Origin of the sequence: Actinoallomurus sp. NPDC050550, assembly GCF_040655075.1 — a bacterium.
Taxonomy (GTDB): Bacteria; Actinomycetota; Actinomycetes; order Streptosporangiales; family Streptosporangiaceae; genus Actinoallomurus.
Genome location: NZ_JBFAJC010000073.1, coordinates 37,978 through 50,282 on the forward strand (window position 1 = coordinate 37,978; position 12,305 = coordinate 50,282).

The 12,305-nt window shown below is 71.7% G+C and carries 10 protein-coding genes; 6 read left to right on the top strand and 4 right to left on the bottom strand.

Features of this window, described 5'->3' with window-relative positions:
- Window positions 1–338: 338 nt before the first annotated feature.
- Entirely contained in the window at window positions 339–1,391 is a 1,053-nt protein-coding gene (locus tag AB0I04_RS49405; protein ID WP_360901874.1) for a dihydrodipicolinate reductase, read from the bottom strand.
- A 16-nt stretch (window positions 1,392–1,407) separates the two neighbouring features.
- A complete protein-coding gene (locus AB0I04_RS49410; RefSeq protein WP_360901877.1) occupies window positions 1,408–2,187 on the bottom strand; it encodes an SDR family oxidoreductase in 780 nt (259 codons plus the stop codon).
- Window positions 2,188–2,304: 117 nt separating this feature from the next.
- Here AB0I04_RS49410 and AB0I04_RS49415 point away from each other — a divergent pair, with 117 nt between their 5' ends.
- Both AB0I04_RS49415 and AB0I04_RS49420 read left to right on the top strand, forming a co-directional pair.
- Window positions 2,305–2,946, top strand: coding sequence for a TetR family transcriptional regulator (locus AB0I04_RS49415; RefSeq protein ID WP_360901880.1), 642 nt, complete (start codon window positions 2,305–2,307; stop codon window positions 2,944–2,946).
- 82 nt (window positions 2,947–3,028) lie between these two features.
- Complete coding sequence (locus AB0I04_RS49420; RefSeq protein ID WP_360901883.1) at window positions 3,029–4,573, top strand: FAD-dependent monooxygenase; 1,545 nt, start codon at window positions 3,029–3,031, stop codon at window positions 4,571–4,573.
- Window positions 4,574–4,667: 94 nt separating this feature from the next.
- Here AB0I04_RS49420 and AB0I04_RS49425 read toward each other — a convergent pair whose 3' ends face one another.
- Window positions 4,668–5,333 carry a helix-turn-helix transcriptional regulator gene (locus AB0I04_RS49425; protein WP_360901886.1) on the bottom strand — a complete coding sequence of 222 codons (666 nt, stop codon included), beginning with the start codon at window positions 5,331–5,333 and terminating at the stop codon, window positions 4,668–4,670.
- 538 nt (window positions 5,334–5,871) lie between these two features.
- Between AB0I04_RS49425 and AB0I04_RS49430 the strand changes: the two genes are divergently transcribed.
- Genes AB0I04_RS49430 through AB0I04_RS49440 form a run of 3 tightly spaced genes read left to right on the top strand, consistent with a single transcriptional unit; the run spans window position 5,872 to window position 10,696 of the window.
- On the top strand, window positions 5,872–8,316 hold the full coding sequence (locus AB0I04_RS49430; protein WP_360901889.1) for a DUF6624 domain-containing protein: 2,445 nt from the start codon (window positions 5,872–5,874) through the stop codon (window positions 8,314–8,316).
- Window positions 8,313–9,482 (top strand): hypothetical protein, encoded by a 1,170-nt coding sequence (locus tag AB0I04_RS49435; protein WP_360901892.1) that lies wholly within the window; start codon window positions 8,313–8,315, stop codon window positions 9,480–9,482. Before AB0I04_RS49430 ends, AB0I04_RS49435 begins: the two co-directional genes overlap by 4 nt.
- Entirely contained in the window at window positions 9,476–10,696 is a 1,221-nt protein-coding gene (locus AB0I04_RS49440; RefSeq protein ID WP_360901895.1) for a cupin domain-containing protein, read from the top strand. The genes AB0I04_RS49435 and AB0I04_RS49440 overlap by 7 nt, the downstream gene beginning before the upstream one ends.
- A gap of 12 nt (window positions 10,697–10,708) precedes the next feature.
- On the opposite strand, the gene AB0I04_RS49445 is transcribed toward AB0I04_RS49440, so the two are convergent.
- Window positions 10,709–12,070, bottom strand: a complete 1,362-nt coding sequence (locus AB0I04_RS49445; RefSeq protein ID WP_360901898.1) for a mannitol dehydrogenase family protein — start codon at window positions 12,068–12,070, stop codon at window positions 10,709–10,711.
- Between the two features lie 155 nt (window positions 12,071–12,225).
- On the opposite strand from AB0I04_RS49445, the gene AB0I04_RS49450 reads away from it, so the two are divergent.
- A partial coding sequence (locus AB0I04_RS49450) for a helix-turn-helix domain-containing protein (RefSeq protein ID WP_360901901.1) occupies window positions 12,226–12,305 on the top strand: 80 nt, incomplete at its 3' end.

A 12,305-nucleotide genomic window follows, 5' to 3' on the forward strand; every position in this document is an offset into this window, starting at 1 on the left:
AGTGGGAGTCGCGGTGTCTGTGGGCGTGGGACCGGGCCCAGGGCTCTCGGTGGGTGACGTGGACATCGGATGGCTCCCCCCTTGATGGCGAGTGATGCGGCCCCCCTCGACCGGTTCGGATCCACATCCGCCGGTCGTGGGCGGTCGGCGATGACAGGTGGCCCAAGTGATGGTGGGAGCCGGTCGTTTCGCGACTATTTTGTAGCAGTTTCCGGGATGTTAACCGATGGCGGTGGGCCGCGCGTTACTCGAGACGACGGCGTACGCGACCGCCGGGAGACTCGCCGCGGCACACGACGTCCGATGTCCGGAAGGAGCCGTGACGGAGCGTAAAGTGCTCAGACGACGAGGCCGCGGCCCGTGATCAGCGGCAGATCGAGTGCGGTCAGCAGTCCCGGGGGCGAGTTCACGACGGCGGGGACGGCGTTCACCAGGCGCATGGCGGTGGCCTTCAGACCGGCCGTGTTGTGGTCGCCGTCGCTGCCGAGGAGCTGCAGGTCGACGGTGTAGTTCGGCTCGCCGCGCACCTCGACGCGGTAGCAGCCCTTACCGGCCGGTTGCGGCCAGTCGGGGGCGAGGTCGTCGCGCAGGCGGGTGACGTGCTCCAGCACGATGACCGGACGCCCGCCGCGCATGCCGCGGACCTCGAAGCGCAGCGCGGCGGCGGTGCCCTTCTCGATCCGGCCCGCGTCGACGTCGAACGCCTCCGGAGCCGGCAGGCGCGTGTGCCACTCCTCCAGGCCGTCCAGCTCGACATCGAGCCCGGCGGCGAGCTGGCGTACGACGCTGCCCCAGGCGAGGGACAGGATGCCCGGCTGGAGCAGCATCGGCGGGTCGTCCATCGGACCGCCGAAGCCCATGATGTCGAACAGCACCGTGGCCTGGTCGTACGTCGCGTAGTTGAGGATCTCCAGGCAGCGGACCTCGGTGATGCGCTCGCTGATGCTCGTGACCGTCAGCGGGAGCCAGTCGTTGGCGAAGCCGGGGTCGACGCCGTTCACCCAGATCGACGCGCCGCCGTCGAGGGCGGCCTGCCGGATCGGCGAGCCCATCGCCTCGTCCGGGAACTGCAGGAACACCGGGCTGCTGGAGACGACGTTCACGCCCGCGCGGAGGATGCGCTGCAGGTCGTCGAGGGCCTCGGCGAGCCGTACGTCGGCCATGGAGGTGTAGACGACGCAGTCGGGGCGGAGCGCGAGGACGGCGTCGGCGTCGTTCGTGGCGGTGACGCCCAGCGGCTCGACACCGGCGAGTTCCCCGGCGTCGCGGCCGACCTTGGCCGGGTTGGAGACCCACACACCGGCGAGTTCGAGGTCGGGGCGCGCGGTGATGCCGATCAGGGCGTTGCGGCCGACGTTCCCGGTGCCCCACAGCACCACGCGATAGGTCATGCGCCTACTCCTCAGGTCACAGGTCGGGGAGGCCGAGATCCAGGGTCGGCTGGTCGGTGCCGCCGTCGACCTCGAGGACGCGGCCGGTGACGAACGCGCCCGCCGGCGAGGCCAGGTAGAGCACGGTCGCGGCGATGTCCTCCGGGTCGCCGATGCGGCGGAGCGGGGTGTTGTTCTCCATGGTCGTCCGCAGCCCTTCGTCGCTCGTCACGATCTCCAGGGCGAAGGTCGCGACCGAGCCGACGGCGATGGCGTTGACGCGGACGCGTGGCGCCAGGTCGAGCGCCGCCAGCCGGGTGTAGTGCGCGAGGGCCGCCTTGGTCGTGCCGTAGGCCAGGAAGCCGCGGCCGGTGATACGGCCCATCACGGAGGAGATGTTGACGACCGAGCCCTCGGTCATGTGCGGCACGGCCGCGCGGGTCAGGGCGTGCGCGGTCCCGACGTTGAAGTGGAAGGCCTTGGCCAGGAACTCGTCCGTCGTGTCGAGGAAGGCGCGGGGCATCGTGCCGCCGACGTTGTTGACGACCACGTCGATCCGGCCGAAGGCGTCCATCGCCGAGGCGGCCAGCCCGGCGGCCGCCGTCAGGTCGGTCAGGTCGGCGGGGACGACCACGGCTCGCCGCCCCGCGTCCTCGATCTCGCGGGCGACCTTTCGGAGCTGGTCGTCACTGCGGGCCGAGATGAGCACGTCGGCGCCGGCCTGGGCGAGGGCCACCGCGGTCGCGGCCCCGATCCCGCGCCCGGCACCCGTGACGATCGCGGCCCGGTCGGTCAGGCGAAAACGGTCCAGGATCACGACGCGAGCCTAAGCAGAACTAGAACACGTTTCAATACTCCGTCAATCGTTGCCGGATCGGCAAACTTTCCAAGTTTGCATCTTTTCCATTCTGGAAAGACCTTGTACGGTGGTCGCATGGCCGCCGATGAGACGGCTCCCCTGGGGCTGCGGGAGCGTAAGAAGCAGGAGACCCGGACCGCGCTGAGCTGGGCGACGATCCGCCTGAGCGTCGAACGCGGGTGGGATGACGTGACGGTGGAGGACATCGCCGCCGAGGCGAACGTGTCCGTACGCACCTTCCGCAACTACTTCTCCAGCAAGGCCGAGGCGGTCGTCGCGCGGCACGTGGACCGCATGCTGCACGTCGCGGACGACCTGCGCGCCCGCCCGGCGGACGAGCCGCTGCCCGAGGCGATCAGGCACGCGGTGCTGGCGCGCTTCGCGCCCGAGCCCGGAGACGACCGGCCACCGCGGAGCCGGGAGTGGCTCGACCAGTGGGTCAAGGGCATCCGCCTCATGCTCACCGAGCCGGACGTGCAGGCCGAGTTCGTCAAGGTCAACCTGATCGTCCAGAAGGAGCTGGCCGAGGCGATCGCCGAGCGCACCGGCACGGACGCGACCCGGGACCTCTATCCCACCCTCGTCGCCGCCGCGACCGGCGCGGCGACCACGGCCGCCATTGACCACTGGCTGCGCTCCGACGATCCGACGGTCCCGGTCGGCGCGCTCCTGAACGACGCGCTCGACCGGCTCTGGGCCGGACTGCCCGTCCCCTGATCCCCTGCCCCGTACCAGCCCCGCGTGCTCCGGAAGCCGCCGGGCCATCTCGTCATGCCTTCTTACCTGGGAGGAGAACCCAATGATCAACGATGTCGTCATCGCCGGCGCCGGGCCCAACGGGCTCATGCTGGCCTGCGAGCTCAGCCTCGCCGGAGTACACCCGATCGTGCTGGAGCGGCTGCCGGAGCCGAGCCGGGAGCCCCGCGCCAACGGCCTGGTCGGCCAGGTCGTGCGCATGCTCGACCGCCGGGGCCTGTACGAGCGCCTCAGCGGGAGCAAGGAACCACCGCGGCCCGTCCCCGGGTACGTCTTCGGCGCACTGGGCCTGGACCTGGCGATGCTGGAGGACAACCCGGTCTCCATACTGCCGGTGCCGCAGGCCCGCATCACCCAGGTCCTGGCCGAGCGTGCCGTCGAGCTCGGGGTGGAGATCCGGCACGGTCACGAGCTCGTCGACCTGGAACAGGACGATGACGCGGTGACCGCCACCGTCGCGGGCCCGGACGGCTCCGACCGGATCCGAACCCGCTACCTGGTCGGCGCGGACGGCGGGCACAGTGTGGCGCGGAAGCGGTCCGGCATCGACTTCCCGGGCGTCACCAGGGACGACACCGTCTCCCGTACCGTGAACGCCTACCCACCGGCCGCCTGGGTGGATTCCGCGGCAGGGACGCTCGACGTCCCCGGTTACGGGGTCATTCCCCTGGTCATGCACCACCGCACCGAGCGCGGCATGTTCGTCTTCGCGCCGCTCCCGGGCCGGGAGCCGCTGGTCACCACCATGGAGTGGGGCGAACCGGAAGACGGCGACCGGCCGATGAGCCTGGAGGAGATGCGGGAGAGCATCCGCCGGGTGCTCGGCGTCGACATGCCGCTCAGCCCGCCGAACGGTGACGGGCCCCATCTGCTGCGGCGGTTGACGGGTGGCAACACGCGGCTGGCCGAGCGGTTCCGCGACCGGCGGGTCTTCCTGGTCGGTGACGCCGCGCACGTGCACTCCGCGATCGGTGGGCCCGGGCTCAACCTCGGCCTGCAGGACACCGTCAACCTCGGCTGGAAGCTGGCCGCCGAGATCCTCGGGCACGCCCCGGCCGGACTGCTCGACACGTACGAGACCGAGCGGCGCCCCGTGGCCGAGCGCGTGGTCATGCACACGCAGGCGCAGTCCGCGCTCATCGCGCCCGGCGGCGAGGTGACCGCGCTGCGCGAGTTGTTCACCGAGCTGCTCCGCGACCGGAGCACCGTGCAGCGCATCGCGGACCTGATGGCGGGCGCGGACATCCGGTACGACATGGGGGTACGGGACGCGCATCCCCTGGCCGGGCGGTGGGCGCCGGATCTCGTGGTGCGGACCGAGACGGGGACGGTCCGGCTGGCGGAGCTGACCCGGGCCGCACGGCCGCTCCTGCTGGACCTGACGGAGGACGCCTCCCTCGTACGGGCCCTGTCCCCATGGGGCGATCGGGTCGACCTCGTCACCGCGCGCCCGCACGATCCCGCGCCGCCGGCCACCGCGCTGCTGCTCCGGCCGGACGGCTACGTCGCCTGGGCCTCCTCCCGTCCGGACGACACGGACGTGGAGGGTCTCCAGGCGGCCATGCGGCGGTGGTTCGCGCGTCCGTGAAATGACGCCTGGATCATCAACGATCGACCGGTAACGGGAGCCCCCGCCGAGCGGGGGCTCCCGCTCCGTACGGGCCCGGCGTCCCGCGGTGGGATCACCGCCAGAGCACGGCGAACTGCGTCCGGCTCGTGCATCTCGTCTTCCGGAGCACATTACTGATGTGCTTCTTGACGGTGTCCACCGTCACGTGGAGATGTTCGGCGATCTCCTGGTTGGCCAGACCCGTGGCGACGAGATCGGCGATCTCCAGTTCACGCTGAGTGAGAGGCTCATGATCCAGGGCACGGGAATCACCGGAGAAATATTGCCGGAGCGAAGGGATCAGCAATCGGCCGAGCTGGTTTGAGACCAGCCTTTCCCGGAGCCCCGCATATCGGCTGCCCGCGAACGGAATGGTCAGTGTCGCGTGATCGACCGGGCTCGCCGGGATGAGGACTTTCACCATTTCCTGACCTCCTCGCGGCGCCGAGGTCGGAGGGAAGGAGTTCTTCAGGTGCCATCGGGCGATGAACTCCTCGACGAAGGCGCGCGGGAAACGGCCGCGCGGCCCGCCGTCCGCCTCCTGGCCGCACACCGCGGGGCCGTCCGACCGCCCGACCACGAATGCGTGCGGCCAAGCGAAATGACGCGCCAAAGAGTCCAATAGCCGATCGCAGAGATCCGGACCGCTGGTCGCCTCGACCACGCTGTCCAGCACATGGAATATGCGGCGGAAATCGTCGATGCTCAGACTGTCATCGCAAGCCGGCAGTGTCGTCATCGCGCCCCCGAAGGTGCACCGGGAAGACAGGTCTATGTCCAGTCAAGTTGATCAACGACCAAACGTTAACCTACATCGACGATCATGGCGAGAAGCTTGACGATCTTTTGGGAATTCGCCCGCTCCCGTACCGGCGGCGACACCGGTACGGGAGCCCCGCGACAGCGATCCGACCGTGACGGGAACGACCGCCTTCCACTTTCGGGCCATGACAGAAGAGGTGGCCAAACTTAACATCGGCAGGGCCGCCGCCGGGAACACCGGTCGGCGGAGCGCAGCCACTCCCCACCGGGACGCGCGCCTCGATCAAGGGAGGTTTCGTCATGCAGCACGACACCAGCGGCCAGTCACTCGACCTCATCGTCGGCGACCTCGAAATGGACATCCCCGCCGGCGACTCCGCCGCGGTCAGCACCTGCCACCGCATCTACTGCATCTGAGCCGGCTCGAGCAGCGCCTCGATGGCGCCGGGCGTGGCGCTGCTCGGCACGGCGCTCTGCGCCAGGACCGGATCCCGTCGTCAGAGGGTTGCGCGCGTATGACCGACGTCCTGTGGGAGACGGCCGGCCCGCCCGTGGCGTCGGCGGGGGCCCCGGAGACACTCGATCTCTCTCCCGCCGTACGACGGGTCATCGCCGCCGTACGCGCCGGCACGGCGGGCGGCATGTTCCCTCCCGTGGCCCGGAGGCATCCCGAGGGCGTCCTCGCGATCGACCGGCACCTGGCCGGTGACGCCGACGCGCGGCTTCTCACGTGCGCCTTCGGCGAGGCGCGGTTCGCCCCCTTGCTCGGCCTGCTCGACCACATCGACACCTGGTGCCGGACGGCGGCCGGCCGCTTCGCCGCGGTCATCGCGCCGGACGTGCTGAGTGTGACCAACGCCGAACTGTTCGGTCCCGTCGTCTCGGAGGCGTTCACCGCCTGCGCGGCCGCACGGGGAACCGACGTCGTCCCCGCGCGGTGGGCGTGGTTCGCGGCGTTCCTGGACCTGTTCGGCGACCGGCTTGAGAGCGATCTGCGCCGGTCATGGTTCGAGGAACCGGAGTTCGCGCCTCCGGTCACCGCGTTGTGGGCGCACGACGCGGAGACGCACAACGGAGGTGCGCGCGTGCTCCGCCTCCGGATGGAGGGCGGCGGGCGCGTCGCCTACAAACCACGGCCGACCGGCGGCGAGGCGCTGTTCCTGGCCGAGAGCCGGACCGGAGGGCAGGGCTTCCCCGAAGGCCCGCCCGCGTCGGTGTTCGCGTTGCTGAACGAGCTGCCACCCGCGTCCGGCGAGATCCGCCTGCCGGTCCTGCGCTGCCGAAGCGACGCCGACGGGGACGCGGACGGCGACCGTACCCATTCCTGGCAGGAGTGGATCGAACCACCCGCGCAGTGGGGCACGACCCGCCGGTCCGAGGACGGGGGCCTCTGCCTCGAAGGGACGCTCCTGGATCCGGCCGAGGCACCGCGCTTCTGGCATCGTGCCGGTTCGCTGACCGCGGCCTGCTTCGGCTTCGGGATCGGCGACCTCGGCGAGGGCAACATCCTGGCCGGTGCACGCGCCACCGACGACGAGCCGTTGCTGTACCCGGTCGACCTGGAGGTGTTCTTCGCGCCCGTCGAGCGGCTGTACGACACCGGCCTGGTGCCGGACACCCTCCACGGCGGCACTCACCATGCGGGGCTGGAGAACGTGGCCCGCTGGTGCGGTGTGGACGGCCCGGCGGCCTGCTTCCTTCCGGCGCCCGGAGGCGGGCTGCGGCTGGTCCTCCCCCGTGAGCCGTTCGCGCGCGAACGGGCGCGCTCGGTCGTCGCCGACCGGCTGGGAAACACCGGATACGGCCGGTACCTGCCCGCGTTCCTGCGCGGCATGTTCGACGCGTGGACGCTGATGTGCGTCCACCGCGACCGGGTCCGACATCTCCTCGCGGACGCCTCCGCCGGGCGGTTCGTCCGGGTCCTCACCCGGCCGACCGCCGTGTACGCCGAGGCGCTGAACTCCTGGTCACCGGCCGGCGGGAATGCCGACGGCACCGTCTTCGGTCCTCGAGAGCTCGAGCAACTGGCCCGGCTGGACGTCCCCTACTTCTTCCGCGCCGCCCACGGCGGGCCGTTGCTCGTCGTCGAGCCGCCGTCCTCCGTCCACGAGGCGGAGTCCACGATCGGCGAACTCTGGCCACCGGCGGCAGCGGTACGCCGCGGCGAGAACCTCGACCTCGCCGGCCTCGGCGTCGCCCTCCGGGACGCCGTCGAGCACGTCTTCGGCGACGTCGTCGAGCACACCGTCACCGACTCCCGGTACGGCGTCCGGCTGCACCTTTCCGGGCCGGATACCGGCGAGGTCGGATTCGACTGGCCGCAGGCCGGCCGCCGGGTCACCTACGCCTGGGATCGGGCGAAGGTCCGGTTGCGGCTTGATCCGCTGGAGACGCCGGCGACGCCCTCGGGCGCCGCGGAGGAGATCCGCCGCCGGTTGCTGCGGCTCGACCGCGTCGACGCGGCGTTGCGGAGCCGGTGGGCCGACGACGGATTCACCGACACCGCGCTCGACGAACGGCTGGCCGCGCTCACCGGCACGGCCATGACCTGGCTGCGCGACGTCGTGGCGCGGTACGGCTGGCCCGGCGAGACGCTTGTGGGGCGATCCGCGGCCGCGGCGGCGTGCCGTCTCGTCCAGCACGCCGACGGGCCCCGCGACTTCCAGGACCACTGCCTCGCCCTCATCCGCCGTGCCGCGACGGCCGGCGACGTGCCCTGGCGGCAGGTCGCGTACGTGACGGACGCGCTGTGCGTCCGGGACGACCGGCCGCAGCTCTTCGGCACCAAGTTCCGCGCGGTCGAGGGCAGGCTCGTGCCCTTTCCCATCGAACGGCCCGAACAGGTCGACGAGCGCCGGAGACGCATGGGCATGGAACCGCTGAACCGCTACGCGGCGCGCCTGCGGCGACGGTTCCCGCTCACCGACGGTGCCGGGACACAGGAAGGCAGGGCCTCGTGACCACCGATGACAGCGCCGTGGACTGGGACACCCTCACGGACCGTCACTGGGACAGGACCCCCGTCGTCCTGCCCGGGCGGGAGGAGGAACCACCGGTGGACGCGGGCCGCGTCTTCGACGTGGTCGTCGCCGCCGCCGCGCCCTTCCGCGCCGGCACGAGGTTCCGCGCACTGCCGGACGTGCGGTTCTTCACCGCCGCCGGCCGGATCCGCGCTCCCGGCGACCGGCTTCCCGGCCCGGACGACCCGACGGTGGATCACTATCTGAAGCGCCTCGACGGCGAACCGAGCCTGCTCGGCGTCGAGCAGCCGCTGATGCTGGACGCCGCCCTCTGGTCCCGGGTACGCGATCTGATCCGGCCGCTGTGGCACCGGGTGGGGTTCCCCGTCCTGCCCGTCGTGGCGGAGCTGACGATCGGCGACGGCCTCGACCGGGACGACGGGCCCGCCGACGCGTCCACGCACGCGGTTCTGACCTGGGTGCTCCGCGGGCACATGGAGGTCCGGGTGGAGAGCGGCGGCGACCGGCCTGGGGAGACGCTGCGGGTCCGGCCGGGAGATCTGCTCTACCGGCCGGCCGGACGGCGGGCCCGGGAGAGCCACCAGGACGGCTGTGTCGCGCTCCATCTCCGGATCCCGATGGATCCGCGCCTGCCGTCCGCGGCGGTGACCGGCCTGATCGCCGACCTTCTGCAGGCGCGGCGCGCCGACGGCGGGCGGGTCCCGTACCTGCCCTTCCCACCGCCACGCGACCCCGACGGCGTGGTCACGCCGATCGCGCCGCTGGTCTCCGCCGGCGAGGCGCTGAGCGGCGCGGCCGGCGACCCCGAGCTGAACCGCATCCTGCGCGTCCAGTGGGCGCGGCGGGTCAGCGCCTGCGGCCTCGAACCGGTCCCCGAGCCGGGCGCGCCCGCCGCGCTGACACCGGATCACCTGATCCGGCTCACCGGCGAGGTCATCCGCATGCCGGACGGGCCCGGTGCCGTGCTCTGGGCGGTGAACGGCCACGTGTTCACCGTGCGCGGGACGTCGGCCGACGGTCTCCTCGACCGGCTGCGGACCCCGGTCACCGTCGGCGAGCTGACCACCGGCGGCGACGGTCTCCTCCCGCTTCTGCACAGGCTGTCCGCCCTGCGCGGCATCGAGGTCCTGGAAGGCTCATGCTGACGATCGAGAAGAGCTTCGACTGGGCGACGTTCGCCGCCCGGTACTGGGACCGGCGGCCCGTTCACTACAAAGCCGTCCTGGACAAGGCCGTCGTGTCGGCGCCGTTCGCCGAGACGGAGGTGTTCCGCGCCGCCGTACGCGCGTCGCCGCCCCCTGGCGCGATGGCGCAGTTCACCGTCGAGCGGTCGCAGCAGCCGGATCCCGGCGATCTCCTGCCGCAGGGCGATGACGGTTCCTTCGACGGGTACGACGCGCGACTGACCGAACGGCTGGACGGCCGCCGCTACGCGCTGATCATCAACGGCTTCCACTCCTTCGATCCCGGACTGTGGACGCGCGAGCGGGCGTTCTACGCGGGGCTGTGGGAACAGGTCGGCCTGCCGCTGACCGGGGCGATCACCACGTTGTTCCACGGCACGTACGAGCACAGCCCGGTCGGTGTGCACAAGGACCGCTTCGCGACCTTCATGTTCGGGCTCCGGGGGCGCAAGCGCATGCGCTTCTGGACGGAGCGGCCGTGGGCCGAGCCGGTGTCCACGGTCCTGGACTACCAGCCGTACGTTCCGGAGTCCTTCGCGGCCGAGGTCGAGCCCGGGGACCTGCTGTACTGGCCGGCGAGCTACTACCACGTCGGGGAGAGCGCCGGGAGCGGACCCGCCACCAGTGTGAACGTCGGGGTGCCCCGTGAGGAGCACCATGCCGGCTACGACCTGCAGGACGTCCTCGTCGGCGCCGACGCGGCACTGATGGGCGGCCGGGACGGCGCGCGAGCCGCCCGCCGGCTGCCCCCGGTGGACGCCGCGCTGACCGCTCCGGGCCCGGACGGCACCGGCCGGCTCGCGCCGGACCTCCCTCCGGCGCTGCGGGACGCCGTCCCGGCGGTTCCCCCGGATCGGGTCGGTGAGGTGTCGCTCCGCCGCTGGACGGCCTGCGGGTTCGAACCCGTCCCGGCACCGGCCGCGCACCGCCCGATTCGCGACGACACGGTCGTACGCGGGGACGCGCGGTTCCCGGTGCTGTGGGACGGCGGCGGCACGTGCGCCGTCAACGGGCACACGGTCCGCACGCCGTTCTCCCCGGACGACCTGCGGACGATCCTTTCGCCGCTGTCCTCAGGTGACCCGGTGCGCGTGGGCGACCTGCCCGCCACCGAAGAGGTACGGCGACTCCTCGTGTCCTTGGAGAGCTTCCGCGGCATCACGCGCGTCGAGTGACCGGCTTCGGCGTCAGTAGGGGGACGCTCCGGAGGTCAGCCACGCCAGGTGCTCGACCAGCAGGTCGCGGAACACCCGGGACTCGCGGAGGTCCGGGCCGAAGACCTCGGTGATCCCCAGCAGCGCGTCCACCACCTCGGCCGGCCGGACCGCGCGGGCGACGGCCATGCGCAGGTGGTCGGCGAGCGGGTCGTCGAGTTCCTTGGCGGTCCAGACGTGCCGCATCCAGGCCGCGACGGCCAGCGCCGCCCAGCGCGGCTCCGCCCCGGCCGCGAGCCGGTCGCGGACGACGCCGAGCAGGCGCTGCGGGAGCTTCTGCGAGCCGTCCATCGCGATCTGCGCCGTCCGGTGCTTCAGCGCCGGGTTGGCGAAGCGCGTCAGCAGCGACGCCTTGTACTCCTCCAGGTCGAACCCGGTCGGGACGGTGAGCGTCGGGGTCGCGTCCTCGTCCATGTAGAGGCGCAGGGCGTCGCCGAGCACGTCGACCGCGTCGGAGACGTACTCGAACCGCGCGCCGAGGTAGGCCAGCATCGAGTGCGTGCCGTTGAGCAGGCGCAGCTTCATCAGCTCGTACGGCGCGACGTCCTCGGTGAAGATCGCTCCAGCCTTCTCCCAGGCGGGGCGGCCCGCGGCGAAGGAGTCCTCGATCACCCACTGCGTGAACGGCTCGGTCACCACCACGCCCTGGTCGCGGACCCCGAGAAGGCGCTCGGCCTCGTCCAGGTCCTCGGCCGTGGTCGCGGGGACGATCCGGTCCACCATCGTGGCCGGGAACGCCGTGTCGCAGGTGATCTTCACGCCCGCCCGCTCGGCGTACTCCTCGACCAGTCCGCGCAGCGTCGCCCCGTTGGACGTCAGGTTGTCGCAGCACAGCACGGTCACCGGTGCCTCCCGCCGGGCCAGGCCGCGGACGAGCCGGCCGATGACCGTACGCGGCTCGCGACCGGTGATGTCCAGGCAGATCTCCGGGTCGTCGAGCCGGAGCCGCCCGGTCGCCGGGTCGTGCCGGTAGCCCTTCTCCGTCACGGTCAGCGAGACGACCCGCACCTCCGGATCGGCGATCCGGTCGGCGGTCGCGTCACCGGTGAGCACCTCCCGGACCGAGCCGATGATCCGTGCCGACACGCCCTCGGGGCCGCGTTCGAGCACGCTGTACAGCCCGTCCTGCGGAGCGAGCCGGTCGACCACCGCCGCGCTGCGCTGGGTGATGCCGCAGATCCCCCAGCCGTCGCCGGCGTCCTCGGTGTAGACCGCCTGGTGCGCCCGGTGGAACGCGCCGATTCCCAGGTGCACGATCCCCACCGACGACGGCACCTGCCGCGGCCGGGTCGTCAGTGACAGCCGCATGGTGTCCTCCAGTCGCTTGGTCTTCACCTGAACCTCCGAAAGTTGCGCCGGCCTTCAGACCGGGGAGGAATCCGGACTCCGCCAAGAGCGGCCCGGCGGAGCCAGGACGGCCGGAGAATGGAGTCCGCCGACATCTGACAAACAGTCTCACACGTGTTTGCGCCATGTGTAAGGTGTCGGTCATGCGGACGGCGTACAAGTGCCGGGCCTACCCGGACCCCGAACAAGCGGCGGTGTTCAACCGCACGTTCGGGTGTGTGCG